This window comes from Rhodococcus sp. IEGM 1366 (genome assembly GCF_033142425.1).
In the GTDB taxonomy this organism is placed as follows: Bacteria; Actinomycetota; Actinomycetes; order Mycobacteriales; family Mycobacteriaceae; genus Rhodococcus_F; species Rhodococcus_F globerula.
In genome coordinates, this window is the sequence record NZ_JAWLRZ010000006.1 from 300,851 (window position 1) to 320,359 (window position 19,509).

Annotated in this window: 18 protein-coding genes and 1 pseudogene; 11 read left to right on the plus strand and 8 right to left on the minus strand. The window is 62.5% G+C overall.

All coding sequences use genetic code 11. From position 1 onward, the window contains the following. A complete protein-coding gene (locus R4P64_RS19790) occupies window positions 1-1,170 on the minus strand; it encodes a DUF2786 domain-containing protein (RefSeq protein WP_317822324.1) in 1,170 nt (389 codons plus the stop codon). Window positions 1,171-1,321: 151 nt separating this feature from the next. After that, a complete protein-coding gene (metG, locus tag R4P64_RS19795; protein ID WP_095888448.1) occupies window positions 1,322-2,920 on the minus strand; it encodes a methionine--tRNA ligase in 1,599 nt (532 codons plus the stop codon). Between the two features lie 21 nt (window positions 2,921-2,941). Between metG and R4P64_RS19800 the strand changes: the two genes are divergently transcribed. The 3 genes from R4P64_RS19800 to R4P64_RS19810 all read left to right on the plus strand — a co-directional run bounded on the left by R4P64_RS19800 (window position 2,942) and on the right by R4P64_RS19810 (window position 4,706). Then, complete coding sequence (locus R4P64_RS19800) at window positions 2,942-3,769, plus strand: TatD family hydrolase (RefSeq protein ID WP_033234256.1); 828 nt, start codon at window positions 2,942-2,944, stop codon at window positions 3,767-3,769. Window positions 3,770-3,846: 77 nt separating this feature from the next. Then, the gene (locus tag R4P64_RS19805; protein ID WP_317540831.1) at window positions 3,847-4,284 is read left to right on the plus strand and encodes a DUF6578 domain-containing protein; all 438 of its coding nucleotides are present in this window, start codon (window positions 3,847-3,849) and stop codon (window positions 4,282-4,284) included. Beyond that, window positions 4,281-4,706 carry a DUF6578 domain-containing protein gene (locus R4P64_RS19810; RefSeq protein ID WP_095888449.1) on the plus strand — a complete coding sequence of 142 codons (426 nt, stop codon included), beginning with the start codon at window positions 4,281-4,283 and terminating at the stop codon, window positions 4,704-4,706. Before R4P64_RS19805 ends, R4P64_RS19810 begins: the two co-directional genes overlap by 4 nt. A gap of 36 nt (window positions 4,707-4,742) precedes the next feature. Here R4P64_RS19810 and R4P64_RS19815 read toward each other — a convergent pair whose 3' ends face one another. After that, a complete protein-coding gene (locus R4P64_RS19815) occupies window positions 4,743-5,510 on the minus strand; it encodes an amino acid ABC transporter ATP-binding protein (protein ID WP_080711718.1) in 768 nt (255 codons plus the stop codon). Then, the gene (locus tag R4P64_RS19820; RefSeq protein ID WP_051730475.1) at window positions 5,507-6,955 is read right to left on the minus strand and encodes an amino acid ABC transporter substrate-binding protein/permease; all 1,449 of its coding nucleotides are present in this window, start codon (window positions 6,953-6,955) and stop codon (window positions 5,507-5,509) included. Before R4P64_RS19820 ends, R4P64_RS19815 begins: the two co-directional genes overlap by 4 nt. Before the next feature lie 236 nt (window positions 6,956-7,191). Between R4P64_RS19820 and R4P64_RS19825 the strand changes: the two genes are divergently transcribed. From R4P64_RS19825 to rsmA, 3 genes are read left to right on the plus strand one after another with little or no spacing between them, the layout of a single operon-like run. Further along, window positions 7,192-8,316, plus strand: a complete 1,125-nt coding sequence (locus R4P64_RS19825; protein WP_045069253.1) for a resuscitation-promoting factor — start codon at window positions 7,192-7,194, stop codon at window positions 8,314-8,316. A gap of 35 nt (window positions 8,317-8,351) precedes the next feature. Then, the gene (locus tag R4P64_RS19830) at window positions 8,352-9,479 is read left to right on the plus strand and encodes a transglycosylase family protein (RefSeq protein ID WP_317822330.1); all 1,128 of its coding nucleotides are present in this window, start codon (window positions 8,352-8,354) and stop codon (window positions 9,477-9,479) included. Window positions 9,480-9,489: 10 nt separating this feature from the next. After that, on the plus strand, window positions 9,490-10,386 hold the full coding sequence (gene rsmA, locus R4P64_RS19835) for a 16S rRNA (adenine(1518)-N(6)/adenine(1519)-N(6))-dimethyltransferase RsmA (protein ID WP_033234261.1): 897 nt from the start codon (window positions 9,490-9,492) through the stop codon (window positions 10,384-10,386). 60 nt (window positions 10,387-10,446) lie between these two features. On the opposite strand, the gene R4P64_RS19840 is transcribed toward rsmA, so the two are convergent. From R4P64_RS19840 to R4P64_RS19850, 3 genes are read right to left on the minus strand one after another with little or no spacing between them, the layout of a single operon-like run. Beyond that, window positions 10,447-12,684 (minus strand): heavy metal translocating P-type ATPase, encoded by a 2,238-nt coding sequence (locus R4P64_RS19840; protein ID WP_141486339.1) that lies wholly within the window; start codon window positions 12,682-12,684, stop codon window positions 10,447-10,449. Further along, window positions 12,681-12,848, minus strand: coding sequence for a hypothetical protein (locus R4P64_RS19845; RefSeq protein WP_155276682.1), 168 nt, complete (start codon window positions 12,846-12,848; stop codon window positions 12,681-12,683). Before R4P64_RS19845 ends, R4P64_RS19840 begins: the two co-directional genes overlap by 4 nt. A 5-nt stretch (window positions 12,849-12,853) precedes the next feature. Further along, entirely contained in the window at window positions 12,854-13,063 is a 210-nt protein-coding gene (locus R4P64_RS19850; protein WP_233363404.1) for a heavy-metal-associated domain-containing protein, read from the minus strand. Window positions 13,064-13,376: 313 nt separating this feature from the next. On the opposite strand from R4P64_RS19850, the gene R4P64_RS19855 reads away from it, so the two are divergent. Next, window positions 13,377-13,580, plus strand: a complete 204-nt coding sequence (locus R4P64_RS19855) for a cold-shock protein (RefSeq protein ID WP_033234264.1) — start codon at window positions 13,377-13,379, stop codon at window positions 13,578-13,580. A 98-nt stretch (window positions 13,581-13,678) separates the two neighbouring features. Here R4P64_RS19855 and R4P64_RS19860 read toward each other — a convergent pair. Next, window positions 13,679-14,649, minus strand: a pseudogene (locus tag R4P64_RS19860) (helix-turn-helix transcriptional regulator). A 98-nt stretch (window positions 14,650-14,747) separates the two neighbouring features. On the opposite strand from R4P64_RS19860, the gene R4P64_RS19865 reads away from it, so the two are divergent. From R4P64_RS19865 to R4P64_RS19880, 4 genes are read left to right on the plus strand one after another with little or no spacing between them, the layout of a single operon-like run. Further along, entirely contained in the window at window positions 14,748-15,734 is a 987-nt protein-coding gene (locus tag R4P64_RS19865; protein ID WP_233363407.1) for an ABC transporter ATP-binding protein, read from the plus strand. A gap of 26 nt (window positions 15,735-15,760) precedes the next feature. Continuing rightward, entirely contained in the window at window positions 15,761-16,537 is a 777-nt protein-coding gene (locus R4P64_RS19870; protein WP_045069262.1) for an ABC transporter permease, read from the plus strand. Window positions 16,538-16,595: 58 nt separating this feature from the next. After that, window positions 16,596-17,531, plus strand: coding sequence for a 4-(cytidine 5'-diphospho)-2-C-methyl-D-erythritol kinase (locus tag R4P64_RS19875; RefSeq protein ID WP_317822333.1), 936 nt, complete (start codon window positions 16,596-16,598; stop codon window positions 17,529-17,531). Further along, window positions 17,531-19,339: an ABC-F family ATP-binding cassette domain-containing protein gene (locus tag R4P64_RS19880; protein ID WP_033234268.1), complete on the plus strand. Its 1,809-nt coding sequence runs from the start codon at window positions 17,531-17,533 to the stop codon at window positions 19,337-19,339. Before R4P64_RS19875 ends, R4P64_RS19880 begins: the two co-directional genes overlap by 1 nt. Window positions 19,340-19,509 lie beyond the last annotated feature (170 nt).

Consider the following 19,509-nt stretch of genomic DNA (forward strand, 5'->3'; position numbering starts at 1 on the left):
CTAACGGCGCACTGCCGGTGCTCCCGGCCGGAGGTTGGCGTCGTCGGCAGCCGCTTGGCCGGCGTGCCACCCTTCGGCGTCGACGGACCGTCCGCGAGCTTTGCGGGTTCGCGGGAACAACCGATCGAATTCGGTGTCGACGGCAGCCGACGTGGTAGCGAGAATCGGCAGGAGATCGGCCACATCCATCGACGCGGCGTCGGCGGCTTCTGCGGTGGCTTTGGTGCCGGCGTCGCGGAGACGTTGACCGATTCGATTGGCGAACCCGGTGAGGAAGCCTTTGCGGAACGACGTGGTTCTGGAGCCGCCGCGATTGCTGGTGTCGGCGAATTGCATTGCGCGGGTTGCCTGCACGAGCAATGACGTGAAGAGCATGTCGACCTGCTGGAGATCGACGGGCGTGCCGATGACCGTGGCGATGGACACCTCGCTGAACCACACGGCGCGCACGCGGTTGGAATCACCGATTGCAGTGAGGAGATGGACTTTCTCCTTCACGTACGGGTTGTCGAGGTGGATGCGACGCCCGTTGACGGCGGTATCGGTGATGCCGGTGCGATTGTGCAGAAGTGCCGCATCGATGGCGTACCGCGTCATCAACTCCTGCGCCTTCTCGGTGAAGGATTCGGCCTCTTCGGCGAAGTTGGTGGCCTCGGCTTTGGCGAGTAATCCACGAATTCGCTTGAGTACCTTGGCGTCAACTTCAGCGCCAGTGCCCGCGTAACTGGTGTCCGTTCGCTGCGGCGGCCAGGTGGACGGCGGCGCGAGCAACAGATTCCACGGCGCGAGTCGCGTCCAGTGCAACGACACCTCGGCAATTTGGGAGACGAGGAAATAGGGATCTTCGAACAGGAGTCCGGCCGCGAGGGATCGAAAAACGTCCTCGTCCAGAGTGATTCGTGACGCGATGCGATCGGCATTGGGGAACTGCTCCCGAATGGACGCAAGTTGCCCAACCCATTCGAGGGGTGCGCGGTCGGAGGCCCTGGTTCGGGCGGCGTCGAGTAGGACGGCGGTGGCAACAAGATCGGCGTTCGAGGGATCTTTGCTGCGACGGGCAAGGTGAACAAGATCGGCAGGTTGCCACCCTCGTTCGTAGACGCCGGCAAGTTCGGTGATCAAGGCCTCGGCAGCTGCGACAGATTGAGGACTGACTTCGTGAGAGGACACGCGGGTTCCGTTCCATGGCAGCGTCTGCGAGGAGGCAGCAGATCGAAAGTATGTTCTATCGGGTGTCATGGACGCAGTGTGCACGTGGGGTCCGACACAACTGGCTCAGGCCAGATGCGGCGGACCCCACGAAAGGCGTCACACGGCTACGTCACTCGTCGACGAAACGAGGGAAAACAGGTGCCGGAGCAGGCAGTTTACGGTTCGCGTCGATGCGTACCGCGATGTCGGTGAATTGACGGCTCTCTTCGCTCTGGCCAAGCAGATCGAGGATCCGCGACGCCGCGTCGGGCATGACCGGCTGAACGAGAATGCCGACGATACGGACCACTTCGATCGTCACGTAGAGGACGGTTGCCATACGCGCCGGATCGGTCTTGCGCAGGACCCACGGTTCCTGCTTGGAGAAGTACCGGTTGGTCTCGCCGAGCACGCCCCAGATGGCTTCCAGTGCGAGGTGTAGAGCCTGCACGTCGAACTCGCTGCGGCACTTGGCAAGCAAGGCGTCCGCAGACGCCAGCATCGCCAGGTCGTCCTCGGTGAACTCACCGGGGGTGGGTACCTGGGCGTCGCAGTTCTTCGCGACCATTGTCAGCGAACGTTGTGCGAGATTGCCGAGTTCGTTCGACAGGTCGGCGTTCATGCGTGTCACGATCGCCTCGTGGCTGTAGCTGCCGTCCTGGCCGTACGAGATCTCACGGAGCAGGAAGAAGCGGACTGCGTCGAGACCGTACTGATCGACCATGGCGATGGGGTCGACGACATTGCCGACCGACTTCGACATCTTCTCGCCCTTGTTGTACAAGAAGCCGTGAACGAAGACCCGCTCCGGCAGCTCGATGCCCGCGGACATGAGGAACGCCGGCCAGTAGACGGTGTGGAACCGCGTGATGTCCTTGCCGATGATGTGCAGGCTCGCGGGCCAGAACTTCTTGAACTCCTCCGAGTCGGCGTTCGGGTATCCGACGCCCGTCAGGTAGTTGGTGAGGGCGTCTACCCAGACGTACATGACGTGGTCCGGGTCGCCCGGAACCTTGACGCCCCAGTCGAACGTGGTGCGCGAGATCGAGATGTCCTTGAGGCCGCTCTTGACGAAGCTGACGATCTCGTTTCGGCGTGTCGTGGGGGCGATGAACTCGGGGTGCTCTTCGTACAGCGCGAGTAACCGCTCCTCGTACGCCGAGAGGCGGAACGTGTAGTTGGACTCCTCGGTCCACTCCACAGGGGTGCCGGTCTCGGTGGACTGGCGGGTGCCGTCCTCCAGAAGCGTGGTCTCGGCTTCGGTGTAGAAGGCCTCGTCCCGAACCGAGTACCAACCCGAGTACGTGTCGAGGTAGATGTCGCCGGATGCGGCCATCTTCTCCCAGATCGCCTTGCTGGCGACCTGGTGATCAGCGTCCGTAGTGCGGATGAACCGGTCGTACGAGATGTTCAGGACCTTGTCGAGGTTCTGGAACACGTCGGAGTTCCGAGCCGCGAGTTCCCGAACGTCGATGCCCTCTTTGATCGCAGTCTGCTGCATCTTCAGACCGTGCTCGTCGGTACCGGTCATGAAGAACACTTCATGTCCGTCCAACCGCTTGAAGCGGGCGAGCGCGTCCGAGGAGATGTACTCGTACGCGTGGCCGATGTGCGGAGCGCCGTTGGGATACGCGATCGCTGTCGTGATGTAGAACGGCGATCGTTCCGCGCCTTCCGGGGCGGCGGAGTCCGGGCGCGGGGTCTGGGAGGGCGAGGCAGGCACAGTCATGGTGCGCTTACTCTATCGGGCGTGAGCAAAGACCGTCCCGCCCCCGATGCCCCTGAGCCCTTGTCGCCTCTGATCGACGCCCATACGCACCTCGACGCGTGTGGCGCGCATGACGCTGCGAGCGTGGCCGAAATAGTCGACCGAGCCGAGGCCGTCGGCGTCGGGAGGGTTGTCACGGTGGCCGACGACCTCGACGCCGCCCGCTTTGCCGTCGACGCTGCGAACTGGGATTCCCGCGTGTACGCCGCCGTCGCAATCCACCCGACCAGGGCGAACGTTCTCGACGCCGATACTCGCGCCGAGATCGAGCGGTTGGCGTCGGATCCGCGGGTCGTCGCCGTGGGGGAGACGGGCCTCGACCTTTACTGGCCCGGCAAGCTCGATGGGTGCGCCACCATCGAGGAGCAGGTCGACGGTTTCCGGTGGCACATCGATCTGGCGAAGCGGTTGGGCAAGACGCTGATGATTCACAACCGCGAAGCCGACCAGGACTTGCTGCGCGTGCTGAACGAGGAAGGCGCGCCGGAGACAGTGGTGTTCCACTGCTTCTCCTCGGATTCGGAGATGGCGCGGGCATGCATCGACGCCGGGTACGTGCTCAGTTTTTCGGGAACCGTGAGTTTCAAGAATGCGAAGGCTCTCCGCGAGGCTGCGCTATTGGTGCCGTCGGATCAGCTGATCGTCGAAACGGATGCGCCGTTCCTGACGCCCCATCCGTTCCGTGGCGCCCCCAACGAGTCGTACTGCCTCCCGTACACCGTGCGCGCATTGGCCGATATCCGCGGCGAGGATCCGGAGGCCCTGGCAGCGGCGTCGACTGCGACAGCGGAGCGGGTCTACAAGCTCTGAGCGCTATTCTGAGCTGACAGGTAACTCCGCGCCCGGGACCGTCGTGTCCCGGCCCGTCTACTGCGCGGAGTATTCAGATGAATGACTGCATCTATCCCGGCGACATCTATCCCGGCGACATCTATCCCTACGACGTCGTCACAGTCCGCATCGAAACGTGGGAATTCGAGTGCTGTGCGCCGCTGCCGGTCGTCGGCGAAGAATCTTCGTGGGCTTTGCGCCCGATGCGTGACTCGTTGTGGTTCGACGGGCAGTGGTTCGACGGGTCGGTCCACGGCGGTATCTATCCAGATTTAGAACGCACGGCAGGGACCGTTCTCTCGATCAGACTCGAGCGTGGCGAATTTCTCGAACAAGGGTCCGGGCATTGGGCGCTGGTGCCGGGGACCCTCGATCACGTTCGCGTCGAGAAAGTCCCGAGCCACTTTCGGGGAATGCCGTCGCTGGTTAGTGGTAGTCGCGGATGGATGGAGACGGCCGTCGTCGTCGAGTTGGCTGTTCCTGCGAGGGCGTGAGGACGCACAGCTACACCGAGCCGACTCCGGTGGAATCCTCGGTCGAGATCCTCACCGTTCACATCGACATGGGTGAAATCGAATGTTGCGGGCCATATCCGGTTGTCGGAGACGAGTGTTCGTGGACGCTGACTCCGCGCGCCGACACCGGCAGGTTCGACGGTTGGGTTCACGGCGGGATGCCGGCGTCAGGAGTTAGGACCGCAGGCGTAGTCCTCGGGATTCTCGTGGTCACGACGACGTACGAGGAAGTCGGAAGCCCACGCGTGTGGTTGCCCGTCGCAGACAGTGAGACCTATCGACGGGTCGCTGCGAGTCCTCGGTGGTTCCGGAGGTTCGGTGATTTCGACGTCGGCCCACAGAACCGGATCGAGACTGGCGTGGTCGTCGAGTTGGCCACCCCCTGTGCGCCTTTCCGGTAGTCGGCGCTACCAGAAAGGCGCACAGGGGCGGAGCCCCTAAAGCACCTTCCCCAGGAAATCCTGGGTGCGCTTCTGCTGCGGATTGCCGAACAGGTTTTCCGGCTTCCCTTCCTCGACGATGTAACCGTCGGCCATGAAGATGACACGATCGGATACCTCGCGGGCGAATCCCATTTCGTGGGTCACGACGACCATGGTCATGCCCTGCTTCGCGAGGTCGCGCAACACCTGCAGAACCTCGCCCACCATTTCGGGGTCGAGGGCGCTGGTGGCCTCGTCGAAGAGCATGATGTCCGGGCTCATGGCGAGTGCGCGGGCGATGGCAACACGCTGCTTCTGACCGCCGGACAGACTCGCGGGCTTGGCGTCGGCCTTCTCGGCGAGACCAACCTGACCTAGCAGTTTCGCCGCGATCTCACGTGCCTGTTCCTTGGTGGAACGGCCCGTCTGGATCGGAGCGAGCATCACGTTTTCGATGACGGTCATGTGGGGGAAGAGATTGAAGTGCTGGAACACCATGCCGATGTGTTGGCGCACTTTGTCGATATCGACGTTCTTGTCCGTCAGGTCGAACTGGTCGACGCGCACGGTGCCTGCGGTGATGTCCTCGAGGCGGTTGAGGCAGCGTAGGAAGGTGGACTTGCCCGATCCGGACGGCCCGATGACGCACACCACTTCGCCGTTCTTGATGTCGACGTCGAGGCCTTTGAGGACCTCGTTGTCGCCGAACGACTTTTTCAGTCCCTTGACTTCGATCTTGATTTCGGTGTCTGGCTTGCTCATGTTGACGGCTGTTTCGGTCACTTGTTGATCCTCTTTTCGAGGCGGTTCGAGAACTTGGTGAGCGCCATGATGATGATGAAGTACATGGCGCCGATGATCAGCCACATGTTGAAGGACTGGAAGTTGCGCGCGATGATGATGCGCCCGGTCTGAGTGAGCTCAGCCAGTCCGATGACCGACAGGATCGACGTGTCCTTGAGGGTGATGACGAACTGGTTGATGTACGACGGGATCATCGTGCGAATTGCCTGCGGCATGATGACTTTCCGCATTGTCTTCATGTAGCTGATGCCGAGGCTGCGTGATGCCTCCATCTGGCCCTTGTCGACGGCCAGGATTCCGCCGCGCACGATCTCGGCCATGTAGGCGCCGGCGTTGAGCGAGAGCGTGATGACACCGGCGGTGAATGCCGACATCTGGAAGTGCAGAGCGGCCGGGATGCCGAAGTAGATGAAGAACGCTTGCACCAGAAGCGGCGTGCCACGGAAGATATCGACGTAGGCGGTACCGATTCCGCGGACGACGATGTTTGTCGATACGCGGCAGAGTCCGAAGATCGCACCCAGGACAAGAGCGATCGCGATCGAGACGACCGACAGAACGATGGTCAGCCACAGACCTTTGAGCAGTTGTGGGTATGTGCTCTTGATCAGCCCGATGATGGAGTTGTCGGACGAGGTGGCGTCCTGGCCGAGGAACTGCGAGAGGATCTCGTCGTACTCGCCGCTGTCCTGCAGGTTCGCAAGTCCGGCGTTGAACATCTCGAGCAGTTCGGCGTTCTGGCCCTTGTTGACGGCAAAGCCGTAGCTTGCGCCGGCTTCCTTCTCGGTCACGGTTTTGAGTCCGTTGCCCTGGGTGATGCCGTAGGCCAGCACGGGGTAGTCGTCGAACACCGCGACGGAGTTACCCGTGCGGACCTCGTCGTACATGCTGGCGGAGTCGGCGAAGTAGACAGTCGTGAATCCGTATTGATCCTTGATGGATTCGGCGAACGTGGCGCCTTCGGTGCCGTTCTTGACGGCGACGCGTTTGCCCTTCAGGTCCTCGTAGGACTTGACGTCGTTGTTCGATTCGAGCACTGCCATCTGCACGCCCGACTCGAAGTACGGGTCGGAGAAGTCGAAGACCTGCTTGCGGGCGTCGGTGATCGACATGCCTGCGATGACGCCGTCTGCCTGGCCGGCCTGGACTGCTTGCAGAGCGGCGTCGAATCCCAATTGCTTGATCTCGACGTTGAATCCCTGATCCTCGGCGATGGCCCGGATCAGTTCCATGTCGATGCCGGTGAGATTGCCGTTTTCGTCCTCGAATTCGAACGGGGCGAACGTGACGTCGGTGGCGATGATGTACGTCCGGCCCGGCTGCGCCGACGCGATGCCTGGAGCGAACAGCGCTGCGATGAGCGCCAGAAGGATGGCCAGGATCGGCCACCTCGGGTTACGGGGTTTGTCGACTTTTCTTCGCACTCTCGCCCAGCTTTCGTATGTCACGCCCGGGATCGCCGGACTGCTTATGACCAGACGAGAACATACTGCGCGCCGCGCTGAATCGGTACACCGTTAACTGAGGTAAAAAGTTACCGACCTGCGACACGCCGTGTTTATTCCGTGACAAAAGTCGCAATTCGTGACCGTTTGGTTGCCGAAGCGGTGTGTGGCCGTTACCGTATTGTGATCGAACGTCGTCTGCCTTGGGATTTCCTGTGTCGCCTTTTGCCAAGATCAACTCCACGAAGTCACCACTTCTCTATTCGATGGTGGCGGCGCTGCTCCTGACGCTTGTTGTCGGTGGGCTGCTCGTGGTGGTTCAGCACAAGACGATCACGCTCGACGTCGACGGCGAGATGATCTCGCTGTCCACCATGTCGAGCAGCGTCGGTGGCGCTTTGGACAAGGCCGGATACGAGGTGGATCCGAAGGACGCACTTGCGCCCAGCTCCGACGCCTCTCTGGCCGACGGCGACACTGTCGTTCTGCGACGCGCACGTGAGCTGGACTTGACCGTCGACGGCAAGCAGCAGACGGTGTGGACCACTGCGCTGACCGTGGACGAAGCGTTGAAGCAGTTCGACGTGGCCGACGACTTTGCCGTATCGGCGTCACGCTCGCATCGTTTGCCGCTCGAACGCACGGAACTCGACGTGATCAGCCCCAAGGTAGTCAACGTTGCGGACGGCGGTGCGCCCGCTACGGAAATCAAGCTTGCCGCCGCTACTGTCGGTGATCTTCTGGCCGCACGAAATGCTCCGCTCGAGCAGGCCGACACCGTTGTTCCGCCCGCCGAGACGCCTGTCACTGACGGGCTCACCGTCGAAATTACCCGGTCGCGCACCGACACCCGCGTCGAGAACCAGCCGATTCCCGCGCCGGAGAACAAGATCGACGATCCGTCGCTCGAGAAGGACTCGACCGTCGTCGAAAACCCGGGAGTTCCCGGTGAGCGCACGGCGACCATCGAGGTCAAGACCGTCAATGGTGTCGAGGCAGCGCGTACGGAGCTTTCTGCGACCGTGGTCAAGGAACCTGTTGCCGCGGTAGTGAAGGTCGGCACCAAAGAACCTGCGGTACCGGCAATTTCCAATGCGGCGACCTGGGATGCGATTGCGCAGTGTGAGGCCACCGGCAACTGGGCGATCAACACCGGCAATGGCTTTTACGGCGGATTGCAATTCACCCAGAGCACCTGGCAGGCATTCGGCGGTGGCGAGTACGCATCGCGTGCCGACCTCGCAACCCGTGAGCAGCAGATCGCGATCGGCGAGAAGGTTCGCGCCGGTCAGGGCTGGGGCGCATGGCCTTCGTGCACAAGCAAATTGGGTCTGCGCTAACCGCGCACTGACCCCGGACCAGAAGTCAGGAACCTATGTCACCGCTTGCGAAGCTCAACTCGACGCGATCACCGCTGTTGTATTCGATGATCGCCGCGTTGCTTCTCACGCTGGTGGCCGGTGGAATTCTGGCTGTGGTCAACCACAAGACCATCACTCTCGATGTCGACGGTGAGCAGATTCGCCTGAGCACCATGGCGAGCAACGTCGACGGCATTCTCGAAGATGCGGGCTATTCGATTGGTGACAAGGACGCTGTTGCACCGGCATCCGACGCGTCCGTGTCCGACGGCGACACCGTGGTGCTGCGTCGTGCCCGCGAGATCACCTTGACGGTCGACGGTCAGCAGAAGTCCGTGTGGACAACAGCTCTCACAGTCGAAGATGCCTTGAAGCAACTCGATGTTGCTGCAGATGTTCATGTTTCGGCTTCACGTTCGCAGCGTCTTCCGTTGGACGGCACAGCGCTCGATGTCCTCACACCTGTTGTCGCAAAGCTGACTGACGGAGCACATGCGACGACGGATGTCCGGCTCGCAGCTCCCACTGTCGGTGAGTTCTTGACCGCAAACGGAACTCCGCTCGCAGCTGCGGACACCGTTGTTCCCGCCGCAGATGCGCCGCTCACCGAAGGCCTCGAGATCACGGTGACGCGCAATATCACCGAAAGCCGAGTGGAGACCTTGCCGCTCGATCCGCCGGATCAGCGCATCGAGGATCCGACCATGAATCAGAGCCGAACGATCGTCGAGAACCCGGGAGTGCCCGGCGTTCGTGACGTCACATTTGCGGTCAATCTGGTCAACGGTGTCGAAACCGGTCGCACGCCTGTTGCCGAGACGATCACCACACCCGCGCAACCCAAGGTTGTCCGCGTCGGTACCAAGCCGGGCACCGAGGTGCCGCCGGTCGAGAACGGCAGCACGTGGGATGCGCTCGCTCAGTGTGAGGCCACCGGCAACTGGGCTATCAACACCGGCAACGGTTTCTACGGCGGCGTGCAGTTCGACCAGAACACCTGGGAACGACAGGGCGGGCTCAAGTACGCTGCCCGCGCCGACCTCGCGACCCGCGAGGAGCAGATCGCCATTGCCACGCAAACCCAGCGTACCCAGGGCTGGGGCGCATGGCCGTCGTGCTCGGGTCGTCTCGGACTGGGTTAAGTTCTTACCTGTGTCAGACGCCGAATCGAACCAACCCATCGCCACCCCTCGCGGGCAGGCAGCGCTGCTCGGCCCGGCCGAGGTGCGCGCTCTTGCCGAGGAGTTCGGTGTGCGCCCCACAAAGCAGTTGGGGCAGAACTTCGTTCACGACGCCAACACCGTGCGACGCATCGTCACTACCGCCGGCGTCACCCGTGACGACGTGGTTCTCGAGGTCGGACCAGGTCTCGGCTCACTGACCATGGCCTTGATGGACGTCGTGGATCGTGTCATCGCGGTGGAGATCGATCCGAATCTGGCGGCTCGTCTGCCCAAGACGGTGTCCGAGCGCGCTCCTGAACTGGCAGATCGTCTGACGGTGGTGGAGGCCGACGCCATGCGTGTGTTGCCGTCGCAGATCCCGGGGGAGCCGACGGCTCTGGTCGCGAACCTTCCGTACAACGTGGCGGTGCCGGTGCTGCTGCACCTGTTCGCGTCGCTGCCGAGCCTGCGTACCGCGCTGGTGATGGTGCAAGCCGAGGTCGCTGATCGCCTGGCTGCTGATCCGGGAAGCAAGATCTACGGCGTCCCGAGCGTCAAGGCCAATTTCTTCGGTGAGGTCCGCCGTGCCGGCGCCGTGGGACGCAATGTGTTCTGGCCGGCGCCCAAGGTGGAGTCCGGTCTGGTACGGATCGACCGTTACGCCGAGCCGCCGTGGCCGATGGACGAGCAGCACCGCAAGCGTGTTTTTGCCGCGATCGACGCAGCTTTTGCTCAGCGTCGCAAGACCTTGCGAGCAGCGCTCAGTGGTTGGGCGGGTTCGCCGGCTGAAGCGGAGCGCAGGCTCCTTGCTGCCGGAATCGAGCCGCAGACGCGTGGCGAGATGCTCGACGCAGCGGCGTTTGTGCGTTTGGCAGGAGTCGAATAACCCTGTGCGCCTTTCTGGTAGCCATCGCTACCAAAAAGGCGCACAGGCGCCGAAGGCCCCTTACTTGAACCGGCGTAGCCTCAGGCTGTTGCTCACCACGAACACGCTGCTGAATGCCATCGCGGCACCGGCCAGCATCGGGTTCAGCAGTCCCGCCGCCGCGAGGGGGATAGCTGCCGTGTTGTAGGCAAAGGCCCAGAACAGGTTGCCCTTGATTGTTTTCAGTGTCTTGCGAGACAACCTGATTGCATCCGCTGCCGAGCGAAGGTCACCGCGAACCAGTGTGATGTCGCTGGCTTCGATTGCGACATCGGTACCGGTACCCATCGCCAGACCGAGATCGGCCTGAGCCAAAGCCGCCGCGTCGTTGACGCCGTCGCCGACCATGGCCACGACGCGTCCCTCCGCCTGCAGTTTCTTGACGGCGTCGACCTTGTCGGCTGGCATGACCTCGGCAAATACCGTGCTGATGCCCACCTGGTCTGCGACGGTCCGGGCGACGGTCTTGTTGTCGCCTGTCAGTAGGATCGGTTCGAGGCCGAGTGCCTTCAACTGCGCTATCGCCTCGGCGCTGGTGTCCTTGACGGCGTCGGCTATCACGAGGACGCCGCGCGCCGCTCCGTCCCAGCCGACTGCGATGGCGGTGCGGCCCGCCTTTTCTGCTTCGGTCTTTGCAGCCCGCAGGTTCTCGGGCAACGTCATAGCCCAGTCTTCGAGCAATGCCTCACGGCCGGCTACTACAGCGTGGCCGTCGACCATTCCCTGAACGCCTCGTCCGGCGACGTTCACGAAGTCGGAGACCGCGGGAAGTTCGCCCACTGTTTCCTTGGCACCCTTGGCAATTGCCGCAGCAATCGGGTGCTCGGAGCGATGTTCGAGAGCGCCCGCCAAACGCAAGACGTCATCGATACTCGTTCCGTCGGCTGCGATGGTGTCGAGCAGAGTCATCTGGCCGGTGGTGACGGTGCCGGTCTTGTCGAGGACGATGGTGTCCACTGCGCGAGTCGATTCCAGCACCTCGGGGCCCTTGATCAGGATTCCCATCTGGGCGCCTCGACCGGTGCCGACCAACAGCGCGGTGGGTGTTGCCAATCCGAGCGCACAGGGGCAGGCGATGATCAGGACGGCGACGGCCGCGGTGAACGCCATCTCGATTCCGTTGCCGCTACCGAGCCAGTAACCCAGTGTGGCAACGGCAATCGCGATGACAATCGGAACAAAGATGCCTGCAATGCGATCGGCGAGACGCTGAACGTCAGCCTTACCGTTCTGTGCGTCTTCGACAAGTGCTGCCATTTGGGCGAGTTGCGTGTCGCTGCCGACTCGGGTGGCCCGGACGGACAGGGTGCCGCCTACGTTAACGGTGGCTCCGACAACGCTGTCGCCGACGCCTACCTCCTCGGGCACCGATTCGCCGGTCAGCATGCTCAGGTCTACGGCGGAGCGGCCTTCGGTGATGACTCCGTCGGTGGCGATCTTCTCACCTGGGCGGACGATGAAGACGTCGCCGGTGACAAGATCTTCGGCCGGGATTCTGACCTCGGCACCGTCTCGCAGGACTGCAACGTCCTTTGCGCCGAGTTCCATGAGTGCACGCAGCGCCGCACCCGAGGTGCGCTTGGACTTGTGCTCGAAGTAGCGTCCGGCCAACACGAAGGTGATCACACCTGCGGCGACCTCGAGATAAATGTTGGCGGTGCCGTCCATTCGGTCGACGGTGAGCGAAAACGCGTGTTTCATCCCGGCTTCGCCGGCTGTGCCGAAGAACAGCGCGTACAGCGACCACAGGAACGCGGCAATGGTGCCGATGGAGATGAGGGTGTCCATCGTGGCTGCGCCGTGTCGGAGGTTGATCCAGGCGGCGCGATGGAAAGGCAGAGCCGCCCAGACGATGACAGGGGCCGCCAGTGTGAGGGAGAGCCATTGCCAGTTCGTGAACTGAAGTGCGGGGATCATCGCCATCGCGATGACGGGAACCGAGAGTAGGGTCGAGACGATCAGCCGGGCGCGCAGTTCGCGGAGGTCACGATCCTGTGGGGTCTCCACGTCTGCGTCGGCGGTGCTGGCAGGCGGCGTGGGGAGCGCTGCCGAGTAGCCCGCATTTTCTACGGTGGCGAGCAGTTCATCTACCCCGACGGTGTCGGGGTACGAGACCTTGGCCTTCTCCGTGGCGTAGTTGACCGTGGCACTGACGCCGTCGATCTTGTTGAGTTTCTTCTCGATTCGAGCGGCGCACGACGCGCAGGTCATTCCCGTGATGGCGAGTTCGACGCTACCGACGGTGGTGGGTGTACTCATCGGTGACCTTCCTCATGGGGTGCGGGCGTGTTCGATGTGCTGGACGCCGGCGCGTGGCTCGGGCTCTCGACAGGGTTTCCGACGGCCGCCCCCACGCCGAAGGCGGCGCCGAATACGACGACAAGGCCTCCGGCGTAGGCGGCAAGTGTTGCCGATGTGCGCATGGCCGTCAGCTGTCTACGACGGCGTAGCCGGCTTCGTCGACTGCCGCGGCGATGTCGGTTGCGGATACGGGTGTGTCACTCGTGACGCTGACGCGGCCGCTGGCCAGATCGACGTCGACGGCGGTAACTCCGGCGATGTTGCCGATCTCTTCCTTGACGGATCCGACGCAGTGTCCGCAGGTCATTCCGGAAACGGTGTATTCGGCGGTGGTCATGGGAGATCCCTTCGGTTGACTGGCTCTATTGTACGGATACCCCGTGTAGGTATCGCTTCGAGATTCAAGGTACCCCCAGGGGGTATGCCTGTCAATGGGCTGGACTGTGATCTGACACTCGAGCGAGACAAAGTCGAGGATCTATGATCTACTTGTGTTGGTCGTAAGTGTTTGTGTTTGTGTTTCCACGCTCGCAAATGGTTAAGTTGCGAGCGTTTGGACATCCTCCACGGATTTGTCTCAGAACGGTCGTAGTAAGTGACCCGGGCGGTCGCAGTGACAGCCTGTAGACACTGTGTTAGAGGAGATTTACATGGCAGAGGGCATCGTGAAGTGGTTCAACTCCGAGAAGGGGTTCGGCTTCATTGCTCCCGAAGACGGCAGCGCTGACGTCTTCGTTCACTACTCCGAGATCCAGAGCGGCGGCTTCCGCACGCTCGAGGAGAACCAGCGTGTTGCGTTCGAGATCGGTCAGGGCAACAAGGGCCCGCAGGCCACCGGCGTTACCGTCGTCTAAGACGTCCATGTGAGCCGGGCAACCGGCGCATGACGTACTCGACAAAACCTCAACTCTTTTTGGGTTGGGGTTTTGTTGTATCCGAATGAAAAGTGTTGTCAGGCATTACGATAGCGGGCGGTGATCACAGCCTGCTCCTCGGCGATTATTCGACATTCCGCGCGTAGCTCGGGTGGATTCAGCACTGTGAAGTCCACCTCGAAGGCCCGCAGCCATTGTGCGACGGAGCGCAGTGTGAATTTCCGGAAAGTGCTATGACGCAGCGATTTTCGCCGTCGGATTCCACTGATCCCCACTGATTGCTGACCATCGGCGCGATCTGTTCGATGGGCGCATGGAGCAGAACTGTTGCGCGCGTGGACGAAAAGGCGCGGGCGACTCCTCGGGACACGAATTCCGCTGCCCCGCCCTGAGGTAGCTCTCGAGGCGAAAAACGTGGTCCGGTAGGAATTTTGGGTTCCATTCGGTCGACGCGAAATGACCGCCAGTCTTCCCGTGAGAGATCCCACGCCACCAGGTACCACCGCACGCCCGACCGCACGAGGCGGTACGGCTCCACTTCGCGGCGGCTCTGCGTGCCGTCATGTGTGGCGTAGTCGAACCGAAGTCGCTCGTGGTTGTGGCACACCGATGCGATGGCGGACAGGATGGACGCGTCCACTGCGCTTGTGGCCGGTTCACGCGGCACCACATCGATCTGCAGCGATTCCAAGCGATAGCGCAGCCGGGGCGGCATGATCTGGCGGAGCTTGGCAAGAGCACGCATCGAGGCCTCGCCGATGCCGACCACCGAGCCGGTGGCGCCGGACTGTAATGACAACGCCACCGCAAGTACTTCTTCGTCGTCGAGTTGAAGGGGAGGCATCTCGGCCCCGGCGCCGAGACGGTATCCACCACCGACACCCACCGTCGCGTCCACCGGATATCCGAGGTCGCGTAGGCGGTCGACGTCGCGGCGAACGGTGCGCGGTGTGATTGCAAGCTTGTCTGCGAGTTCGGCGCCGGACCAGTCTCGACGGGTCTGGAGTAGCGACAGCAACCGCAGTAGACGAGCTGATGTCTCCTTCATGAAATTCAGTGTCGCAGAGATTGAGGACTGTAACGGTCCTCAATTGATTCTAGGTTTATCCGCATCCGGGAAATCGAGAAGAAATGTGGGGCTCAATCATGAATCACAGCAGTCCGATGATCGAGACGAAGTCGCTCACCAAGCACTTCTCGCAGGGTAAGAACCTTGTCGAAGCGGTCAAAGGCGTGACGCTCGATGTTGCGGAGGGGGAGTTGGTAGCCCTGTTGGGGCCGAACGGCGCCGGCAAGTCGACGACGCTGCGCATGTTGACTACTTTGCTCGAACCGACCTCAGGCAGTGCGCGCATCGCTGGCTTTGATGTGTCCGATGCGCGAAGCGAGGTGCGTTCGCGTCTCGGATACGTCGGACAGGGCAATGGCGCCGGCCACAACCAGCGGGTTCGCGACGAATTGGTGACGCAGGGACTGTGTTACGGAATGTCCAAGCCGGATTCACAGGGTCGGGCTGACGAACTTCTCACCGATCTGGAACTCGCGGATCTCGGAACTCGCAAGGTCAGCACGCTGTCAGGAGGTCAGCGCCGACGGCTCGATATTGCACTCGGCCTGGTACATCGGCCGCCGCTACTGTTTCTCGACGAGCCCACGACGGGCATGGACCCGCAGAGTCGGGCCAATTTGTGGGATCACATACTCCGGTTGCGGCGCGAGATGGGCACGACAATCGTGTTGACGACGCACTATCTCGAAGAAGCGGATTCGATGGCGGAGCGAGTCATCGTCATCGACGAGGGGACCGTGATCGCCGACAACACGGCCGCCGCGCTGAAGGCGGACCTTGCGGGCGATCATCTGTCGCTGACGTTCGAGACCGAAGAGGCTGCCGCAGTTGCGGCGTCGGTGGCGCAGCAACTTGTCACGGTGCGGGAGACTGCCGTCGACGGACTCATGGTGAGTATCCGTGCGAGCGAGGGCGATTCGACGCTCCCGGTGCTTCTGCGCGAAGCGGATGCGCGGGGTGCCCGCGCTCTGGCCGCCGATATCACCCGCCCGACGCTCGACGACGTCTTCCTCACCCTGACCGGACGCAGCCTGCGCGAGAGCGCTGCCGCAGTCGCTTCCTAGAGCACTCGAGAAAGTAGGACTTTGCCATGACACTCACACTCGATACCCCACGCGCTGTGCGCGGCAATATCGTTCGCGACAGCGCGATAGTGATGGGGCGTGAACTGCGCCCGATGTTGCGTGACCCGGTCAGTGTTGTCTTCAGTCTCATTCAGCCACTGATTCTGCTCGCATTGTTCGGTCCGCTGCTCAAAGGCGTCCCGGGCACCGGTGACGGCGTGTGGAATTGGTTCATCCCCGGCGTGCTGGTGATGATCGCGATCTTCGGCACGACGATGACAGGCTCGAACCTCCTGATCGAAATGCAGCAGGGATCGCACGAGAGAATGCTGGTGACGCCGCTACGACGCTCGTCGTTGTTGATCGGTCGGGCATGCAAGGAGATGGTTCCACTTGCGGCGCAGGCGATTCTGATCATTCTCGTGGCGTTACCACTCGGATTGGACGTGAATGCTGCCGGCGCGGCAGTCGGGATTGTTCTGCTCGGAGTATTCGGCGTCGGGCTCGGGGCCCTGTCCTATGCTTTGGCTCTGGCTGTGCGGGAGCAGGATTGGATGTTCTGGGTGGTGCAGCAAACGCTGATGTTCCCGCTCCTGATTCTCTCGGGGACCATGCTTCCGCTCGACGATGCACCGGGTTGGATGAAGGTACTCGTGAATATCAACCCGCTGGGATATGTCGTGGATGCGGAGCGTGCACTATTTGCCGGGGACTTCGCGTCGGGCAGCGTTCTGGCCGGGGTTGTCGCCGCCGTGAGTGTGGCAGTTGTCGGGCTTGGAGTAGGTGTCCGAGCCGTCAAATGAGGCGTCAGCCGGTTGTAGGTTTTCGCCCAGGTGTTCGCAGCGCCTATTGTTGTACCTTGTGCTCTCCGTCGTTCCACGCCCTGTAGTAGTCCGGGCCCCGTCCAAGGTGAATCTGCATCTGGCTGTCGGGGACCTGCGCGACGACGGCTATCACGATCTGACCACCGTATTCCAGGCATTGTCGCTGGCAGACACGGTAACGGTGTCGGCCGCCGACAGTTTGTCCGTCAGTGTTGTGGGCGATGACGCCGCCGCCGTGCCCACGGACCGGACCAACCTTGTCTGGAAGGCTGCAGAGCTGCTGTCGGCCGAAGCCGGAGTGGAGACGGACGTCGAGATTCTCATCGACAAGGGAATCCCCGTCGCCGGCGGTATGGCCGGTGGCAGCGCGGACGCAGCGGCGACGTTGGTTGCGCTCAATGCGTACTGGAAATTGGATCTCTCGCGGCGTGAACTGGACGGCTTTGCCGCGAAGCTGGGTAGCGATGTCCCGTTCTCACTGCATGGCGGCACCGCGCTGGGAACCGGGCGCGGCGAGCAGCTTGTTCCCGTGCTGACTCGAAACACTTTTCACTGGGTGCTGGCGTTGGCCAAGGGCGGGCTGAGCACACCGGTCGTGTTCCGCGAACTCGACAAGCTGCGGGCCGAGGGCACCCCGAACCGACTCGGTGACGCGGACGATCTGATCCACGCCCTCACCACCGGCGATCCGCGACAACTGGCACCACTACTCGGAAACGATCTGCAGGCGGCGGCGTTGTCGCTCAATCCGGCGCTGCGCCGGACACTGCGCGCAGGCGTCGACGCCGGCGCTTTGGCCGGCATCGTCTCCGGGTCAGGACCGACCTGCGCTTTCCTCTGCAGCGACGCACAGTCTGCCGTGGATGTCAGCGCTGAACTTGCGGGAGCGGGGGTGTGCCGCACCGTTCGCGTGGCGAGCGGACCCGTTCCCGGAGCACGAATACTCGACAAAGCGGCAAAGGGACAGCACTGATGGCTAACTTGATCAATCTGGAAAACGTGTCGAAGTCGTTCGGCGTCAAGCCGTTGCTCGACGGGGTGTCGATGGGCGTCGAGGAGGGCGAGCGTATCGGCGTCGTCGGCCTCAACGGTGGCGGCAAGACAACCATGCTCGAAGTCCTCGCGGGCGTCGAGGAACCTGATTCGGGTCGGGTCAGCCGCGTCGGTGGACTGCGGATGGCGGTCGTGACGCAGCGCGGTGTGCTGCCTCCCGGATCCACTGTCGGCGATATCGTTCTGGGTCCGCTGGGTGTCGCTCAGCATGAATGGGCAGGCAATGCCCGGATCCGCTCCGTTCTCTCCGGAATCGGAATCGACAACCTCGGCGCCGGCGGCGAGCGTTCCGCATTGGACGCGCAGGTCGACGGACTCTCCGGTGGTGAGCGTCGACGCGTCGCACTGGCCGCGGCCCTCGTTCAGGATCTGGACCTGCTGGTACTCGACGAGCCCACCAACCACCTCGACGTCGAGGGCGTGCAGTGGCTGGCCGAGCACCTCGTATCGCGTCGTAGCGCACTGGTGGTCGTGACCCACGATCGTTGGTTCCTCGACACAGTTGCCACGCGAACCTGGGAAGTTGTCGGCGGCGGCGTCGAAAGCTACGAGGGTGGCTACAACGACTGGGTATTCGCCCGCGCCGAGCGCTCCCGTCAGGCCGACGCTTCCGAGGAGCGTCGACGCAACCTCGCGCGCAAGGAATTGGCGTGGCTGCGCCGCGGTGCGCCGGCCCGAACGTCCAAGCCGAAGTACCGCATCGAGGCCGCCGAAGCGTTGATCGCCGATGTCCCGGCACCTCGTGACGCCGTCGCATTGGCGTCGTTCGCGCAGCGGCGACTCGGCAAGGTTGTCATCGAACTCGAAGACGCTCGGCTCGAGACTCCGGACGGCCGCGTTCTGGTCGAAGATCTGACGTGGCGTCTTGCTCCCGGAGAGCGCGTCGGCCTCGTCGGAGTCAACGGATCCGGCAAGACGACGTTGCTGCGCACGCTCGCCGGTGAGCTGGAACCTGCTGCGGGACGGCGTATTCAGGGTCAGACCGTGCATATTGGTTGGCTCAAGCAGGAACTCGACGATCTGCCCACCGATATGCGGGTGCTCGACGCGGTCAAGGATGTGGCTGAACGAATCACCTTGGGAGACAAGGAAGTTTCTGCCGGTCAGTTGGCGGAACGTCTGGGCTTCACGCCGGCACGTCAGCGGACACCGGTGGGGGATCTCTCCGGTGGTGAGCGTCGACGCTTGCAGTTGACGCGAGTTCTCATGGCAGAGCCCAACGTGCTGCTCCTCGACGAGCCCACTAACGACCTCGACATCGATACGCTCCAGCAACTCGAGGATCTGCTCGACGGCTGGGCCGGGACGATGGTCGTCATCTCGCACGACCGTTACCTGATCGAACGTATCTGTGACACCACCTGGGCGCTCTTCGGTGACGGCAAGCTCACCAACCTACCCCTCGGTATCGAGGACTACCTGCGTCGACGGGCAGCGATGGGCGACGGCGACAACCCGTCTGTGGCATCAACGGCCAGCGGCGCGACCAAGAGTAAGCAGGTTCGTGACGGGGCAGCGGATCGCGCTGCACGTAAGGAACTTTCGAAGCTCGAGCGTTCCATCGCCAAGCTGGACGATCGGGAGAAGAAGCTGCATGCGTCGCTGGCCGATGCGGCCACTGACCCCGACAAGTTGCAGAGCCTCGGCGCTGAACTCAAGACTGTTCTCGCGGACAAGGAAGCTGCTGAAGAGCAGTGGATGGAGTTGTTCGAGGAGCTTGACGGTTAGAGGGCATCTGCCACATCGGCGGTGATTCACCCGTGAACCCGGTGTCGTGAGTTTTCTTGCGATGCCGGGTTTTTGCGTGAATAGGCACTGATCCGGGACGCTGATCTTTGAACCCGCACATGCGTGTGGGCTTCGCATCGTCTTGACTGGTGATGCGAAGCTCTCACACG

Excerpts from the sequence above, each read along its gene's own strand:
- metG (WP_095888448.1), bottom strand. The coding sequence starts at position 2,920 with ATGACTGTGCCTGCCTCGCCCTCCCAGACCCCGCGCCCGGACTCCGCC.
- R4P64_RS19845 (WP_155276682.1), bottom strand. The coding sequence starts at position 12,848 with ATGCGCACATCGGCAACACTTGCCGCCTACGCCGGAGGCCTTGTCGTC.
- R4P64_RS19855 (WP_033234264.1), top strand. The coding sequence starts at position 13,377 with ATGGCAGAGGGCATCGTGAAGTGGTTCAACTCCGAGAAGGGGTTCGGC.
- R4P64_RS19880 (WP_033234268.1), top strand. The coding sequence starts at position 17,531 with ATGGCTAACTTGATCAATCTGGAAAACGTGTCGAAGTCGTTCGGCGTC.
- R4P64_RS19805 (WP_317540831.1), top strand. The coding sequence starts at position 3,847 with ATGAATGACTGCATCTATCCCGGCGACATCTATCCCGGCGACATCTAT.
- R4P64_RS19840 (WP_141486339.1), bottom strand. The coding sequence starts at position 12,684 with ATGAGTACACCCACCACCGTCGGTAGCGTCGAACTCGCCATCACGGGA.
- R4P64_RS19865 (WP_233363407.1), top strand. The coding sequence starts at position 14,748 with ATGAATCACAGCAGTCCGATGATCGAGACGAAGTCGCTCACCAAGCAC.
- R4P64_RS19870 (WP_045069262.1), top strand. The coding sequence starts at position 15,761 with ATGACACTCACACTCGATACCCCACGCGCTGTGCGCGGCAATATCGTT.
- R4P64_RS19830 (WP_317822330.1), top strand. The coding sequence starts at position 8,352 with ATGTCACCGCTTGCGAAGCTCAACTCGACGCGATCACCGCTGTTGTAT.
- R4P64_RS19850 (WP_233363404.1), bottom strand. The coding sequence starts at position 13,063 with ATGACCACCGCCGAATACACCGTTTCCGGAATGACCTGCGGACACTGC.